This window comes from Terrabacter sp. MAHUQ-38 (assembly GCF_014518425.1).
GTDB lineage: Bacteria > Actinomycetota > Actinomycetes > Actinomycetales > Dermatophilaceae > Terrabacter.
Map to the genome: position 1 here is coordinate 102,676 of NZ_JACVCU010000003.1, position 15,051 is coordinate 117,726.

Genomic DNA, 15,051 nt, shown 5'->3' on the forward strand with positions numbered 1-15,051 from the left:
ACGCTGCGAGCACCGGGAGTCTCCCGGGTGGTCCGACGTCGACGTCCTGCTGGAGGAGCCCGATGTACACCCCCAAGCTGAGCTCACGGCTCGCGGTCGAGGCGCTCGGCACCTTCTGGCTCGTCTTCATCGGGTGCGGCTCGGCGATCTTCAACGGCAAGTTCGTGCGCCAGGCGCTGTCCGACGAGACCCCCGTCCAGCTCGGCATCGGCCACCTCGGCGTCGCGATCGCGTTCGGTCTGGCCGTCACGACCATGGCGTACGCCGTCGGCCACGTCTCCGGGGCGCACTTCAACCCGGCGGTGACGATCGGCATCGCGGTCGCGAAGCGGTTCCAGTGGCGCGAGGTGCCCGCCTACGTCGGGGCCCAGCTCGTCGGCGGCCTGCTCGCCGGCGGCGCGCTCGCCGGGCTCGTGTCGTCCAAGGGCCTCGCGACGACGGGCAACCTCGCGGCCAACGGCTACGGTGCGCACTCGCCCGGCGGCTTCGGGCTCGGTGGCGTCCTGGTCGTCGAGGCGCTCGTGACGGCATTCTTCGTCTACATCATCCTCGGCGCGACGAAGGACGACGCCCCGAAGGGCTTCGCGCCCCTCGCCATCGGCTTCGGCCTGCTGCTCGCGCACCTCGTCGCCATCCCGATCAGCAACGCGTCGATCAACCCGGCCCGGTCCACAGCCGTCGCCTTCTTCAACGGCAACGACGCGGTCGGCCAGCTCTGGGCCTTCTGGGTCGCGCCGGTCGTCGGTGGGCTCATCGCCGGCGCCACCTACGCCTGGATCACCGGCGAGGAGAAGGAGCACCTCGACATCAGCGGCTCCACGGACACCGTCTCCAACGCCGCCCTGGACGACGAGGGACGACCGGTTCTCGACAGTTGACGACCGCAACGCGGACGGACAGGGCGGTCCACCGACACAGCCACTCCCGGGTGGCGGCGACCGGTCTGGGAGCGGCCGCTCTCGCGACCATCGGCATCTCCGCCTGGCTGGCCACCCGGGGGTTCGACCGCACCGACGAGGGCTTCTACCTCAACTCCATCGCGCACCCCGGCGACGACCGGTCAACCATCCTGCTCTTCGGCTACGCCTACCATCCGCTCTACGTGCTGGTCGGCGGTGATGTCGTGCTGCTCCGCTGGGCAGGGATGCTGCTGTCGGTCGTCGCGGTCGGGTCGCTGGCCTGGGTGGCGCTGGGCACCCCTGCTCTCGTCGGCCTCCGCACCGTGCCACCGGCGCTCCGGGCTGCCGCAAGCCTCGGTCTCGGCGCGACTGCCCTGACGACGATGGCCCAGATGCCCTCGACGCCGAGCTACAACACGCTCGCTCTGCAGGGGCTGTCGCTGACCGCGACCGCACTCGTGTCGGCCGTCACCCGTGCCGGCAGGGCCGGCATCGTCGGAGCAGGCCTGGTCGGCGTCGGCGGATGGGTCACGTTCCTGGCGAAGCCGACGACGGCCGCCCTCCTCGCCGCCATCGTGGTGGCCGCGGCGATCGCCCTGCCCGGAGCGTGGCGGCGCCGGGCCTGGGCCACGATCGTCGCTGCCGTCGCCTCCGCCGCCCTCACCCTGCTCCTTGCCCGGGTCAGCCCGGCCGGGATCATCGAGGTGCTGTCCAACGGGCTGGCGACCTCCACGGCGCTGGGTGGGCACGAGGACCTCGTCCGGTGGGACACCTTCCCGCTCCGAGGCACGGCGTTCACGGCCGCCGTCGGAGCCGCGACGATCCTCGCTGCCTGCGGCGCCGGCCTCGTCGCCGTCATGGTCGCGTCCCTGGTCCGGGCGCGCCGGTCCGTGGTCACCGGCGCCGGCAGGGGCTCGGACCGCCCTCACTCCCATCGGATCGGGCCCACGCTCGTCGGGCTGCTCATCCTCCTGCCCCCGGCCTACGCCCTGGGCACGAACCTCAACCTCTGGACCGCCCAGGGACGGGCCGGCTCCTTCTGGCTCGTGGCGCTCTGTGTGCTGCTGACCCGTTACTCCGGCCCCTCAACCACTCCCTTCCTCTGGACGGCACCGGTGGCCGCCACCCTCGCCCTGCTGTTCGCGATGCTCGTGGCGACGGCCGCCGCGCCCTACCGCTACCAACCGCTGCGCACCGCCACGACGCCCACCCAGGTGGGGTCCGGCACGGTCCGCCTGACACCGGCCGACCACGAGCGCGTGGCGGAGCTGGCCGCCCTGGGCCAACGGCTGGGTGTCGACGAGCACACGCGCGTGCTGGACCTCACCGGCGACTCACCGGGCTCGATCTTCCTCCTCGGTGCGCGTCCTGTCGGCCAGGCATGGATCCTCGGCGGCTACCCGGGCAGCGAGTCGGCGGCCCGACTCGCCATCGAGCACGACCGATGCAGCATGCGTGGTGCGCTGCTCTTCGTGGCGGAGGGGGCACCTCGGGCACTTCCCGCCGGCGTGCTCGACACGGTCGGACTCGAGCTCGACCGTGACTACGAGGTCGTCGGCGTCTTCCAGCGCGAGCGGTCCAGCTGGGCCCGCAGCTGGGCAACGGTCGACGCCGTGACCGTCCATCGGCCACGCGAGGGTGTGACCATCCCCGGGTGCAGTCCATGACTTCATTTCCGCCAAAAGAAGATATGATCTTCATATGCCTGATCTGAAGGTGAATCCTTCACCCGTCGTGCTCATCGGCGACATCGTGGAGTCCCGGACGCACCGGGACCGCCAGGCACTGCACGACCTGATCGAGGAGGCGCTCGCGCACGTCAACTCCACCGTGCCGGTCGACGATCCGGCCGTCATCACACTGGGTGACGAGTTCCAGGGCGTCTACCCCACGCTCGGCGCGGCCGCCCAGGCCAGCTTCCTGATCCGCGCCGACCTGCACCCCGGGGCCGACGTGCGCTTCGGCCTGGGTCGCGGCAGGGTCACCACGCTGGATCCCGAACGCGGCATCCACGACGGACCCGGCTACTGGGCGGCCCGCGACGCCATCGTCCTGGCGGAGGACCGCGCGGACCGCGCGCAGACCCGCACGTCGCGGACGGCATACCTCGCCCCCGACGAACCGCCAGGGCAGGTCGCGGCCGTGCAGGCCGCCCTCGACTGTCTGGACTTCATGGTTGGCTCGCTGTCGACCACCTCACGCGAGATCCTCGGAGGACTCATGCACGGCCAGGCCCAGCACGACCTCGCCGACCGCGTCGGCATCAGCCCGTCCGCGGTGTCGCAGCGGGTGCGGCGCGACGGCATCGGCGTCGCGCTCGAGGCCATGACGGCGCTCGGGGGACTGCCGTGACGTGGCTCTCGATCGCCCTCGTCGGCATCGGCGTCGGCGACGTCGTGCGCTCGATGGCGTGGCGGCCCGGGCGGCTGGTGGCCCACGTCGCCACACCGGTGGTGATCCTCGCCGTCGGGCTCCTCGCCGGCCTGCACACGGCAGTCGACCTCGTCGCGCTCCTCGTCGCGGCTGCGGTCGGCGCGCTCTGGGCCGAGCTGGCCCGCCACACGCAGCAGACCGGACGCCGCGCGCTCGCACCGCTCACCGCGTTCGCCGTCCTGGTGGTCGGGCTCCTGGCCTTCTCGGGGGCCGCCAGCCCCGCCGGCGGTCCGCTCGCGACGTGGCTCGCCTGGGCCGACCTGCCCGGCAACGGCGGCCTGCCCCCCGGGCGCGTCCTGCTCCTCGTCGGGCTCGTGCTGTTCAACGTCGCGACGGCCAACACCATCGTTCGTCTCGTCCTGCTCGCCATCGGAGCGCTGCGGCCCTCCGACGTGACGGCCGCCAACGCCGCGGCGGCAGCAGCCGCGTCGCTCACCGGGCGGGCCGCTCCCCCGGTCTCGGGGCAGCCGGCCGACCGTCTCAAGGGTGGCCGGCTCCTCGGCCCCATGGAGCGCATCGTCATCCTCGGCCTCGGGCTCGCGGGAGAGTTCGGAGCCGCCGGCCTCGTCATCGCCGCGAAGGGGCTGCTCCGCTTTCCCGAGATCCAGGCCGCGGCGCGCAGCGCTTCCGGCGACCCAGCCGACCCGGCCAACCCCACGCTGGCCGCGTCGTACCCCGGTGGCCCGGCCGGCATCGACGACGTCACCGAGTACTTCCTCGTCGGCAGCTTCGTCAGCTGGCTCGTCGCACTGGGGTCCCTCGCCCTGACGGCCTGACCCGAGCCGGCCTGCGCCGCGGGGGTCCTCGTGTCCGGCTCGCGGGCACCGGGCGTGATCGTCGTCACCCGGTCCGCCGGGCATGCGGGAAGCACGTCGCGAGCACGGGCACCCCTCCGGCCGCGCACACGCGCACTGATAGCGTCGGGACGTCCAGCGCCACACCGATGTGAAGGGCCTTCCCGTGAGCACTACACCCGTCAAGGTCGCCGTCACCGGCGCCGCCGGCCAGATCGGCTACAGCCTCCTCTTCCGCATCGCGAGCGGTGCCCTGCTCGGGCCCGACACCCCGGTGGAGCTGCGCCTGCTCGAGATCACCCCCGCGCTCAAGTCGCTCGAGGGCGTCGTCATGGAGCTCGACGACTGCGCGTTCCCGACGCTCGCCAAGGTCGAGATCGGCGACGACGCGACGAAGGTGTTCGACGGCGTCAACCACGCCCTGCTCGTCGGCGCCCGCCCCCGCGGCCCGGGCATGGAGCGCGGCGACCTCCTCGAGGCCAACGGCGGCATCTTCGCCCCGCAGGGCAAGGCCCTCAACGCCGTCGCGGCCGACGACATCCGGGTCACCGTGACGGGCAACCCGGCGAACACCAACGCGCTCATCGCGATGAGCAACGCCCCCGACATCCCGACCGAGCGATTCTCGGCCCTGACGCGGCTCGACCACAACCGCGCGATCAGCCAGCTGGCCGCCAAGCTCGGCGTGCCGGTGACCGAGATCAAGAAGATGACGATCTGGGGCAACCACTCCGCGACGCAGTACCCCGACCTCTTCCACGCCGAGGTGGGTGGCCGCAACGCCGCCGAGGCCGTCGGTGACCAGGACTGGCTGGCCGGCACCTTCATCCCGACCGTCGCCAAGCGCGGCGCAGCCATCATCGAGGCCCGCGGCGCGAGCTCGGCCGCGTCGGCCGCGTCCGCCACCATCGACCACGCCCGCACGTGGGTGCAGGGCACGCCCGACGGTGACTGGGTCTCGATGGCCGTCCGCTCCGACGGGTCCTACGGCGTCGAGGAAGGGCTCATCAGCTCCTTCCCCGTCACGGTCAAGGACGGCGCCTGGAGCATCGTGCAGGGCCTGGAGATCGACGAGTTCTCGCGGGGCAGGATCGACGCGTCCGTCAAGGAGCTCGCCGAGGAGCGCGACGCCGTCAAGGGTCTCGGGCTCATCTGACGGCTTCCAGCCTGACGTCGAGGGGCGCCGGTCACCGCGTGGTGGCCGGCGCCCTTCCGCATGTGTGCCCGCACCCGGTCAGCGGCGCCAGCCCAGACGTTCGGCCCGGGCTTTGAGCGCCTCGGTGAGGTTGGGCCGGTTGCTGCGTGGCCGCACGTGCGTGCCCCGCAGCCGCCAGAACTTCGCCTCGCCCCACTTCGTCACCTCGCCCGGGTGTCGCCACCAGAGGCGCACCAGACGTACGCGGTGGACGAGCTTCTCGCGGAGGAGACGGGCCGCGGGCACGTGGCGGGCGTAGACGAGCTCGAGGTCGAACCGCTCGTTGACGACCCGCGGCGAGACGCGGGCGCCGACCGTCATGTTGAGCAGGTTGGTGCCGTGGATGACCTGCACCCACATCGGTGGCGCGCTCACCTCGCGCAGCGGCCCCCACTCACGAGCGCGTGCGTGTCTCGCCATGTACACCGTGCGGGGCGGGGTGCCCGGACGCCGCCCCTCGACGAGCGTCAGGAACGGGCTCGACAGCTGGTCGTAGAGGTACGTCGCGCCGCTGCGGTCGATCTGCACGCCGCGGGGGAAGTCGACGAAGAGCCCGTCGGTCGGCGTGAACTCCCGCTGCACCGCGGCCATGAAGTCGCGCGCGATGCCGTCGTCGCTGTCGAGGCGGGTCGTGAGCAGCCAGGGCGCCGGGGCGACTCCGGGCGCCGTGAGGTCCTCGACTGCCCGGCCGAAGATCGCGGGCGACCACGGCTCGTGCGACCAGACCGGGGTGAAGGTGCCCTCGGCGAGCGCCTCGACGTCCGCGCGGAAGCCGTCCGGGCAGCGGTCGTCGAACAGCACGAGCCAGGTGAAGTCGGCGCCGCGCTGACCGCGCACCGAGGACCAACAGGCGTCGACGAAGAAGCCGAGGCGGTAGCGCAGCCAGTCCTCCTGGGCTGGCACCGCCGGCGAGAATGCAGCGCTGAAGCGGGTCAGCAGGACGTGGTCGAAGTGCGCGCCGCTGAGCTCCCCGCCCCCTTCGCGCACTCCGCTCGACCTGGTCGGCACGGTCGTCAGCTCACCTGACGGCGCTGCCGACCGCCGGGCGGTCGGGCACCTCGGCACGCACGTTGACCGTCGCCGACGCGATGAGCACCCCGAGACCGAGGGCCAGCAGGATGAGGACGTCGAGGGCGCGGGAGCGCACGTTGAGGCCACCGGCCTTGCGCGAGGGGCGCGCGACGAGCCTGATCACGGCGCCGACCAGGAACGCGCCGGCGACGATGCGCCCGCCCCAGCGGACGTCGAGGAAGGCGATGACGAGCACACCGACAGCCGCGATGCCGGCGACGAGGTACCACCAGCTGAGGACGACGAAGCCGCTACCTCGCCACTGCATCGAGGCTGCTCAGGAACCGGACGCAGCCGCGGAGGCGGCGGCCTCGGCTGCCTCGACGATGTTGCTGAGCAGGAGGGCTCGGGTCATCGGGCCGACCCCGCCGGGGTTGGGGCTGACCCAGCCGGCGACCTCGGCGACGTCCGGTGCGACGTCGCCCGCGATCCTGCCGTCGAGGCGGCTCACGCCGACGTCGAGCACGGCGGCGCCGGGCTTGACCATGTCCTTGGTGACGATGCCGGGGACACCGGCGGCGGCGATGACGATGTCGGCCTGGCGCACCTCGGCCGCGAGGTCCTTCGTGCCGGTGTGGCAGAGGGTGACCGTGGCGTTCTCGCTCTTGCGCGTGAGGATGAGCCCCAGCGGCCGTCCCACGGTCAGGCCACGGCCGACGACGACGACCTTGGCGCCCGCGATCGGCACGTCGTGGCGGCGCAGCAGCTCGATGCAGCCCATCGGCGTGCACGGCAGTGGCGCGCGCTTGCCGAGGACGAGCCAGCCGAGGTTCGTCGGGTGCAGGCCGTCGACGTCCTTGGCGGGGTCGACGCGCGAGAGCAGCGCCATCTCGTCGAGGCCGGTCGGCTGCTGCACGAGGAAGCCGGTGCAGGCGGGGTCGGCGTTGAGCTCGTCGATGACGGCCTCGACCTCGGCCTGGGTCGCCGTGGCGGGCAGGTCGCGGCGCAGGCTCGTGATGCCGATCTCGGCGCAGTCCTTGTGCTTGGCGTTGACGTACCAGTGGCTGCCGGGGTCGTCACCGACGAGCACGGTGCCGAGCCCAGGGACGACGCCCTGCTCGCGCAGCCGTGCGACCCGCTGGGTCAGCTCGACCTTGATGGCCTTGAGAGTGCTCTTGCCGTCGAGGATCTGTGCCGTCACGGGGAACATCCTGCCACCCCGGGCGCGGTGCCCCGTGCCACGGTCTCAGTCCGCCAGCAGACCCATGAGGCGCTGGACGTTGTCCTCCCACGTCAGGGACTCCGCCCGCGCCCTGAGGGCCTGCCCCCTGCGACGTCGCTCGTCCGGCTGGGTCACGAGCGTGTGGAGGGCATCGGCAAGCTGCTCGGTGTCGCGCGGGTCGACGTAGACGCCGTCGGGCCCGAGGTACTCCGGTATGCCGCCGCTGCGGGCCGACACGACCGGCAGCCCCGAGGCCATCGCCTCGGTGACGACCTGCCCCGCCGGCTCCTGCCACTCGACCGGCATGCAGAAGATGTCGGCTGCGCCGTAGACGGCGGGCAGCGTCCGACGGTCCACGAAGGGCGTGAACTCGACGACGTCGCCGAGCGGGCCCGCGGCCCGGCGCAGCTCGCGTTCGTAGTCCGAGAGCCCCTCGGCCGGTCGCAGGCCCGCCGACCCGACGATGCGCACCCGGAACTCACGAGTCCTGCGAGCGAGCGCGTGTGCGGCAGCGACCAGGTGGTGAGCGCCCTTGTGGGGCACGACGTTTCCGACGAAGAGGATCGTCGGTGGGCCGTGTGATCCGCGTGCCGCCGGGCGGAAGGTCTCCGAGTCGACGCCGTTGCGCAGCACGTGCAGGTTGTCGGGCCGGAAACCGATGCGGTCGACGATGGTGCCGGCGAGGTACTCGCTGACGGCGACCGTGACGTGTGTGCGCTCGATGACTCGCCGGATCTCCGCGGGACGCCACGACCGGAAGACCTCGTTGCCGAGATGCAGGACCACCTTGCCGCCGAAGCGGCGGATCCGCCTGCCGGTGAGCGCTCCGGCGTAGTTGTAGAGGACGAGGGCCTGTGCGTCCGCGGGTACGGCGTCGAGCGCCTCACGGTGGAACCGGGCGATGAGGGGGCGACTGCCGAACGCCAGGCCGCAGGCCGCGTCGACGCGGCGTTCGAGATCGGTGAACCACTCCCGCTTGGTCGACCTCGACGACGCGTATCGCACCAGGGTGCCCTCGTCGTAGTCGTGCTCCCGCCGGTCGCTGACGACGACGTACGTCTGCCCGCCGAGTGCCTCGTGGGCACGGGCCTGCGCGTTGATCTTCGTCGACATGGCGTTGCCGGTGCCGTGGGAGTACTCGGAGAAGACGTACGCGACCTGCGCGATGGGACTGACGAGCGGAGCCGTGACCACGCGAGGGTCACCGGTCTCTCGTGCAGCCTCCATGGTCCTCGCTCCTGTGCCGGGCCCCGAGACGATGTGGCTCCGGGCAACGGTCCGAGCGTAGGAGACAACACGACGCCGCGGGACGAAAAAGGACATGACGGCGTCGCGCGGTGCGCGCGCGTCTGCGTGTGGACGCTGCCGGCGGTGTGCCGGTGGTGTCAGGTGAGGTCGGAGAGCGCGACGCCGGGGTCGGCGAGTCGGTCGCGGTCGACCACCGTGCGTTCGCGGACCAGACGCTGGACGTCGTCGATGGTGTCCCACACGTTGACGTGCATCCCGGCCAGCACGCGCACGCCGTCGTCCTGGGGCACGACCCAGAAGGCCATGAACTCGTTGCCGGCCGGGTCACCGCGCAGCACGACCTCGGCATTGCTGCCGCGGGGGACGTAGCCGGCGTACTCGAGCCCGATGTCGTACTGGTCCGAGAAGAAGAACGGGATGGGGTCGTAGGTGACGTCCTGCCCTGCCATCGACCGTCCCGCGGCCAGCCCGCCGTCCTGGGCGTTGGCCCAGTGCTCGACGCGCACGTTCGTGTCCAGGGTCGTGCTGCGCCAGTTCGCGACGTCGCCCGCGGCCCAGACCCCGTCGGATGACGTGCGCAGGGCCGGGTCGGTGACGATGCCGTTGTCGGTCGCGATCCCGGCGCGCTCGGCGAGCCCGGTGTTCGGCGTGATGCCGACGCCGACGACGACCGCGTCGGCCGCGAGGGTGTCGCCCGACTTCGTGACGACGCCGGTCACGGACGTGTCACCCTCGATGCGCTCGACGCCGTCGCCGAAGCGGAACTCCACCCCGTGGGAGCGGTGCAGGTCGGCGAACCAGCCACCGACCTGCTCACCCATGACGCCGAGCAGGGGCGCCGCCTGGGGCTCGATGACGGTCACCGTGCTCCCCGCCTCGCGTGCGGCAGCCGCGACCTCGAGGCCGATCCAGCCCGCACCGACGATGACGATCCGGGCGCCGTCGGCGAGCTGCTCCTTGAGCGCCTCGGACTCCTGGATCTGACGCAGGTAGAGCACGCCGTCGAGGTCCGCGCCGGGCACCTGGAGAGTCCGTGGCGACGACCCGGTCGCCAGGAGCAGCCGCTCGTAGGCGATGACGTCGCCGTCGCCGACGGTCAGCTCGTGTTTCGCCACGTCGAGCGACGTCGCTGGGCTGCCGAGGCGCAGGTCGACGCCCTGGTCCGAGTACCAGTCGCGGTCGTGGGTGAACACCGTGTCGATCGGGTCCTCGCCCTTCAGCACGGACTTCGACAGTGGCGGCCGCTCATAGGGCAACCGGTCCTCCTCGGCGACCACCACGATGGCACCCTCGCGGTCGCTCTCACGGATGCCTTCGACCGCCTTCGCCACGGCGAGCCCGCCACCGACGAGGACGTATGCCGTGCGCTGCTGCTGTCCGGATGTGTCAGTGCTCATGTGCCCCACCTTCACATGCGGGCGGGTGCCCGTCGAGCCCGACGCGTGCCCTCGGCGGCCTGACCCGGGGCGGCGCGGCCGGCGTCGTCACATCAGGTAGAGGCCGACCGGCCGACTCGGGTCGAGCACCTCGTCCGGGCCACGACCGAAGACCGTGGCGCTGATCCGCCTCTCGAGCTCGCGGTCGAAGTCGTCGACCAGCACGAGCCCGCCCCTGGCCACGAGCCTGGCCGCCAGCGCGATGCTCGACGCCCGGCCGGGGGTGTCGGGGGCGAAGCCCATCGGCCCGTCGACGACGACAACGTCCCACTGCCGAGAGCTGATCTCCGGAGGCAGCGACGGGACAGGGATGTCTGACACCGACGTGTAGTCGGAGGTGTCGACGGTGGTCGCATACGAGATGAGGTGGACCTCCCGAGACGGCGCGAGCCGCCTGGACAGCTCGAGCCACTCGCTCAGGTCCTCGAGGAAGGCCGTGCGACCGTCCTCGTTGAGCTTCTCCCACGTCGAGGAGTCACGCCCGAGCCCGAACACGAGGACGCCGGAGCCCGCCGAGAGGTGGTCACCGACCCGGCGCATGGCGACCGTGGACATCTGGAACCCGCGGAGGCGGCGCACCGCCGGCAGCAGGACCATCGTCAGTCTGCGGGGCAGCCGGTCGAGCACCGGTGCCGCGCCCCGGCGGACCCCCGCGACGAGCGCATCGCGTGACGGCCTCCAGTGCCGCGGCGTCCCGAGGACCATCAACGGTGCTCCCCTCGCCTCAGTGGCTCCGCCCGACGTCGATGACGGCATCCGTCGGTGTCCCGGTGACGACTATGGCGCATCCAGGTGCTCGCCGTCTCCCACGGCTTGCCGCTGCCCGCAGCACCTGTCCCGCCGGCGCTCGTCAGGAGGTCCAGGCGTGCCAGAGCGCGGCGTACTCGCCGTCGCGCTCGACGAGCTCGTCGTGGCTGCCGAGCTCGGCGACCCGGCCGTCGATGACGACGGCGATGCGGTCGGCGTCGTGGGCGGTGTGCAGCCGGTGCGCGATCGCGATGACCGTACGGCCGGTGAGCAACGCGTTCATCGAGCCCTCGAGGTGCCGGGCCGTGCGCGGGTCGATGAGCGAGGTGGCCTCGTCGAGCACGATGGTGTGCGGGTCGGCGAGGATGAGACGGGCGAGGGCGATCTGCTGGGCACGTCCCGGGGTGAGTGCCTGCTGGCCGGAGCCGAGCTTCGTGTCGAGGCCGTCGGGCAGCCGCTCGACCCAGTCAAGGGCGTCGACCGCCCGCAGTGCCTCGCGCACCTCCTCGTCGGTGGAGCCCTCGCGGGCGAGCACGACGTTGTCGCGCACCGAGCCGATGAAGACGTGGTGCTCCTGCGTGACGAGGGCCACCTCGGTGCGCAGCTGGTCGAGCGGCAGCGAGGTCAGCTCGACGCCACCGACCGTGACGGACCCGGTGCGCGGGCCGTGGATGCCGGACAGCAGTCGGCCGAGGGTCGACTTGCCGGAGCCGCTGGGCCCGACGACCGCGAGCCGCTCACCGGTGTTGAGGCTCAGGTCGATGCCGTGCAGCACGTCGTGGTCGGCACGGTAGGCGTAGCGCAGGTCGCTGCCGACGAGCTCGCGCCCGGACGGTTGGGCGTCGCCGGCCACGCGGTCGGCGGGGACCGTCGCGATGCCGAGCAGACGCGTCGTCGACGCGATGCCGACCTGCACGCGGTCGACCGTGTGCACGAGCATCTCGAACGGTCCCCACAGCGCCTCCGTGTAGAGGATCGCGGTCGTGATCTGTCCGAGCGTCGCCCAGCCCTGGGCATACCCGACGGCGCCGAGGAGCAGGACGAGCACACGCGGGAGGCTGAACGCGACGTCCATGACGGCGAAGAGCAGGTTGCGCAGGGTCATGGTGTAGCGCTCGGCCTGGCCCGACACCTCGATGTCGTCGTCGCCGCGACGCAGCCGATGGCCCCCGAGCCCGAGTGCCTCGACGGTGCGGGCGCCCTCGACGGTCTCGGTGAGCGTCGTGTTGATGCGGGAGTAGGTGCCGCCCTCGGTGAGGTAGCCCTTCGGCGCGCGTCCGAGGTAGCGACGCACCTGGATCAGCGCCAGCGACATGAGCACGATCGACGGCAGCGCGAGCAGCGGCGAGTTGCTCACCATGGCCACGAGCGTGAGCACGACGGTGATGCTCGCGATGATCGACTCAGGCAGAGCCCAGCGCACGCTCTCGCTCATGGTCCCGACGTCGCGCGTGACCCTCGTGACGAGGTCGCCGGAGCTCGCACTCTCGACCCGGGACAGGGGCAGCCGCAGGATCGCCCGCACGACGTACTCGCGGGCACTCGCGAGGACGCTCTGGCCCAGCACCGCCGAGGAGGTCTTCGCCGCGAGGGTGAAGACGCTCTGCAGCACCACGAGGCCGGCGACGACGAATGCTGCGGCGTTGGCGTTGGCGAGCGCCGCGTCGACCCGCCCCGCCTGCACGTCGCCGACGGTCGAGTCGACGAGCTCACCGAGGAGACGCGGGACGAGCAGCCCGGCCGTCGCGGCCAGGGCGTTGGCGAGCACCACGGCGACGACGAGGCGACGCTCACGGGTGAGCAGCCCGCCGATGAAACGCACCACTCGGCGGGTGTCGGCGATGGGCAGGCCGGTGCGGGCGTTCATCGTGTCGGCGACGAACTCCTGGGCCCGGCGCTCACGGAGCAGGTGCCGGCGGTGGAGCGCCGTGAGGCGCTCGCGCACCGACGCGGACGCCGGCGAGCGCAGCTCCTCCGGCACCGCGGGCACGTGCGTGGCCACGTCCCACGTGCGCGCGGACTCGGCGGCGAGCTCGGGCGTCAGCGGCGACGGGCGCGAGCGGCCCACGGCACCGTCGACGTCGACGTCACCCGGTGTGGTGACCGTGCTGTCGGCGCGGCTCATCGGGACTCCTCCGAGGCGTGGGCGAGGACGGACGTGTCGCCCTCGCCGCGCACGACGACCGCGCGGTAGGCCGGCGAGTCGGCGAGCAGGTCGGCGTGGCGCCCCCGCGCGGTGGCCGTGCCGTTCTCGACGAGGATGATCTCGTCGGCGTGGTGCAGCAGCAGGGGTGATGCGGTCATGACGACAGTCGTGCGGCCGGCGCGGTGCTCGCCGAGGCGGGTCGCGATGAGGGCCTCGGTGTGGGCGTCGACGGCGGACGTGGGCTCGACGAGCACGAGGACGTCGGGGTCGGCGGCGAGCGCGCGCATGAGGACGAGGCGTTGGCGTTGGCCCCCGGAGAGCCCGCGCCCGCGCTCCTCGAGCTCGCCCTGCCAGCCCCCCGGCAAGGCGTCGAAGACGTCGTCGGCGGCCGCCGTGTAGAGGGCGCGTTCGGCCTCCTCGAGCGTGAGCCGTTCGAGCGGGTCGACGGCGGAGCGCAGGGTGCCGGCGAAGACCTGGGGCGAGGTGTCGCTGACGAGGATGTGCCGGCGTACCTCGTCGAGCTCGACCCGCGAGAGGTCGACACCGCCGACCGTGACGCCCCAGGGCCGGCGGGCCCGCTCCTCGTCGCGGCGTGCCTGCTCCTCGCGGGCGCGTGCCCGTGCGGAGCGCTCGCGGCGCGCAGCGCGGCCCTTGAGCTCCTCGGAGATCTCGTCGCTGACGAGGGCACCCTCGTCGCTCGGCAGGTAGCGGCCGAGCCGGTCGGCGAGCGCGGCCGAGTCGTCCGGCACGGCCGAGACGACCATCGTCAGGATGCCTGGCCGGATGGTCGCGCCCGACTCGCCGTCGACGATGAGCCCGTCGCTCGACAGCGTGGAGGGCTGGTCGGGGTGCACCCACGGCGGCCGTTGGCCCAGGACGGCGACGGCCTTGCGGGCCGACACGACGGAGCGGGTCCACTTCTGTGCGAACTCGACGAAGGTGCGCATCGGCTGGATCAGGAAGAGTCCGTAGCCGAGGAAGCTGACGAGCTGGCCGACCGTGAGACGGCCCTGGGCGACCTCGCGGGTGCCGAGCCACATGAGCCCGACGACGAAGGCGCCCGAGAGCAGGACACCCACCGACTCGACCGCGGCCTGCCAGCGACCCGCGGCAACCCCGGACTGGCGCACACGCTGGGACTGGTCGGCGTAGTTGCCACCGAACGTCGCCTCGCCCCCGATGCCGCGCAGGATGCGCAGCCCACCGACGATGTCGGTCGCCATCGACGTCAGCTCCGAGTTGCGAGAACGCTCGACGCCCTGCCAGCGCTGCATCGGCCGCAGCAGGGGCGTGCCCAGCAGCACGAGGAGCGGCGCCGCCACGAGCACGAGCAGGCCCATGCGCACCGAGGTGCTGAGGACGATGCCGGCCACGACCAGGTAGGCGACGAGCTGCGAGACCGCGCGCGTCGTGATCTCCATGAGCGCGCCGAACTGGTCGCCGTCGCTGCCCGACACCGAGAGGACCTCGCCGGTGGGCGTGCGCCGCGTCAGCACGTGGCCGAGCTGGAGCGCCTTGCGCGTCACGAGCTTCGTCGTGCCGTACAGCGCGATGAGCCACTCGCGGACGATGGCGGTGTGGTAGGCGATGCCACTGCACGCCCCGAAGACGGTCACGGCGGCGAGGCCGAGCACCCAGCGGGTCGTCGCCGCCGAGTCGCCGGCCACGATGCCGGTGTCGATCGCCCGGCCGACCATCCACGGCCCGACGGTCTGCGGGACCATCCAGATCAGCGCGGCGAGCAGACCGGCCCCGAAGAGGACGCCGTTCTGCCGGACCATCCACCACAGCAGCGCCCGCGGGGTACGCGTGTCGGGCACCTCGGCGTCGCGGTCGGTGTAGGCGCGGGTCTGGGGCGGGAAGTCTCGCATGGCTCAACCACCCTAGGTCGAGCGACCGACACCCACCCACCGATTTTCT

The 15,051-nt window shown here is 72.3% G+C and carries 13 protein-coding genes; 5 read left to right on the forward strand and 8 right to left on the reverse strand.

From position 1 onward, the window contains the following. The first annotated feature begins 62 nt into the window (after nucleotides 1-62). The 5 genes from aqpZ to H9I49_RS11670 all read left to right on the forward strand — a co-directional run bounded on the left by aqpZ (nucleotide 63) and on the right by H9I49_RS11670 (nucleotide 5,282). A complete protein-coding gene (gene aqpZ / locus H9I49_RS11650; RefSeq protein ID WP_188030554.1) occupies nucleotides 63-878 on the forward strand; it encodes an aquaporin Z in 816 nt (271 codons plus the stop codon). A gap of 50 nt (nucleotides 879-928) precedes the next feature. Beyond that, nucleotides 929-2,566, forward strand: coding sequence for a hypothetical protein (locus tag H9I49_RS11655; RefSeq protein ID WP_188030555.1), 1,638 nt, complete (start codon nucleotides 929-931; stop codon nucleotides 2,564-2,566). Between the two features lie 34 nt (nucleotides 2,567-2,600). Further along, on the forward strand, nucleotides 2,601-3,251 hold the full coding sequence (locus H9I49_RS11660) for a SatD family protein (RefSeq protein WP_188030556.1): 651 nt from the start codon (nucleotides 2,601-2,603) through the stop codon (nucleotides 3,249-3,251). Continuing rightward, the gene (locus tag H9I49_RS11665) at nucleotides 3,248-4,108 is read left to right on the forward strand and encodes a hypothetical protein (RefSeq protein WP_188030557.1); all 861 of its coding nucleotides are present in this window, start codon (nucleotides 3,248-3,250) and stop codon (nucleotides 4,106-4,108) included. Before H9I49_RS11660 ends, H9I49_RS11665 begins: the two co-directional genes overlap by 4 nt. A 184-nt stretch (nucleotides 4,109-4,292) precedes the next feature. Then, on the forward strand, nucleotides 4,293-5,282 hold the full coding sequence (locus H9I49_RS11670) for a malate dehydrogenase (protein ID WP_188030558.1): 990 nt from the start codon (nucleotides 4,293-4,295) through the stop codon (nucleotides 5,280-5,282). 78 nt (nucleotides 5,283-5,360) lie between these two features. Here the strand turns inward: H9I49_RS11670 and H9I49_RS11675 are convergent, their stop codons facing one another. The 8 genes from H9I49_RS11675 to H9I49_RS11710 form a co-directional block, all read right to left on the reverse strand. Then, a complete protein-coding gene (locus H9I49_RS11675; RefSeq protein ID WP_188030559.1) occupies nucleotides 5,361-6,329 on the reverse strand; it encodes a glycosyltransferase in 969 nt (322 codons plus the stop codon). A gap of 10 nt (nucleotides 6,330-6,339) precedes the next feature. After that, on the reverse strand, nucleotides 6,340-6,660 hold the full coding sequence (locus H9I49_RS11680) for a DUF3017 domain-containing protein (protein WP_188030560.1): 321 nt from the start codon (nucleotides 6,658-6,660) through the stop codon (nucleotides 6,340-6,342). Between the two features lie 9 nt (nucleotides 6,661-6,669). Further along, nucleotides 6,670-7,533: a bifunctional methylenetetrahydrofolate dehydrogenase/methenyltetrahydrofolate cyclohydrolase gene (locus H9I49_RS11685; RefSeq protein WP_188030561.1), complete on the reverse strand. Its 864-nt coding sequence runs from the start codon at nucleotides 7,531-7,533 to the stop codon at nucleotides 6,670-6,672. A gap of 45 nt (nucleotides 7,534-7,578) precedes the next feature. Then, nucleotides 7,579-8,781, reverse strand: a complete 1,203-nt coding sequence (locus tag H9I49_RS11690) for a glycosyltransferase family 4 protein (protein ID WP_188030562.1) — start codon at nucleotides 8,779-8,781, stop codon at nucleotides 7,579-7,581. A gap of 158 nt (nucleotides 8,782-8,939) precedes the next feature. Continuing rightward, entirely contained in the window at nucleotides 8,940-10,199 is a 1,260-nt protein-coding gene (locus tag H9I49_RS11695; protein WP_188030563.1) for an NAD(P)/FAD-dependent oxidoreductase, read from the reverse strand. A gap of 87 nt (nucleotides 10,200-10,286) precedes the next feature. Further along, nucleotides 10,287-10,943 (reverse strand): hypothetical protein, encoded by a 657-nt coding sequence (locus tag H9I49_RS11700; RefSeq protein ID WP_188030564.1) that lies wholly within the window; start codon nucleotides 10,941-10,943, stop codon nucleotides 10,287-10,289. Nucleotides 10,944-11,088: 145 nt separating this feature from the next. After that, nucleotides 11,089-13,110, reverse strand: coding sequence for an ABC transporter ATP-binding protein (locus tag H9I49_RS11705; protein ID WP_188030565.1), 2,022 nt, complete (start codon nucleotides 13,108-13,110; stop codon nucleotides 11,089-11,091). Continuing rightward, nucleotides 13,107-15,002, reverse strand: a complete 1,896-nt coding sequence (locus H9I49_RS11710; RefSeq protein WP_188030566.1) for an ABC transporter ATP-binding protein — start codon at nucleotides 15,000-15,002, stop codon at nucleotides 13,107-13,109. The genes H9I49_RS11705 and H9I49_RS11710 overlap by 4 nt, the downstream gene beginning before the upstream one ends. Nucleotides 15,003-15,051 lie beyond the last annotated feature (49 nt).

Excerpts from the sequence above, each read along its gene's own strand:
- H9I49_RS11700 (WP_188030564.1), bottom strand. The coding sequence starts at position 10,943 with ATGGTCCTCGGGACGCCGCGGCACTGGAGGCCGTCACGCGATGCGCTC.
- H9I49_RS11690 (WP_188030562.1), bottom strand. The coding sequence starts at position 8,781 with ATGGAGGCTGCACGAGAGACCGGTGACCCTCGCGTGGTCACGGCTCCG.
- H9I49_RS11680 (WP_188030560.1), bottom strand. The coding sequence starts at position 6,660 with ATGCAGTGGCGAGGTAGCGGCTTCGTCGTCCTCAGCTGGTGGTACCTC.
- H9I49_RS11710 (WP_188030566.1), bottom strand. The coding sequence starts at position 15,002 with ATGCGAGACTTCCCGCCCCAGACCCGCGCCTACACCGACCGCGACGCC.
- H9I49_RS11660 (WP_188030556.1), top strand. The coding sequence starts at position 2,601 with ATGCCTGATCTGAAGGTGAATCCTTCACCCGTCGTGCTCATCGGCGAC.
- aqpZ (WP_188030554.1), top strand. The coding sequence starts at position 63 with ATGTACACCCCCAAGCTGAGCTCACGGCTCGCGGTCGAGGCGCTCGGC.
- H9I49_RS11695 (WP_188030563.1), bottom strand. The coding sequence starts at position 10,199 with ATGAGCACTGACACATCCGGACAGCAGCAGCGCACGGCATACGTCCTC.
- H9I49_RS11705 (WP_188030565.1), bottom strand. The coding sequence starts at position 13,110 with ATGAGCCGCGCCGACAGCACGGTCACCACACCGGGTGACGTCGACGTC.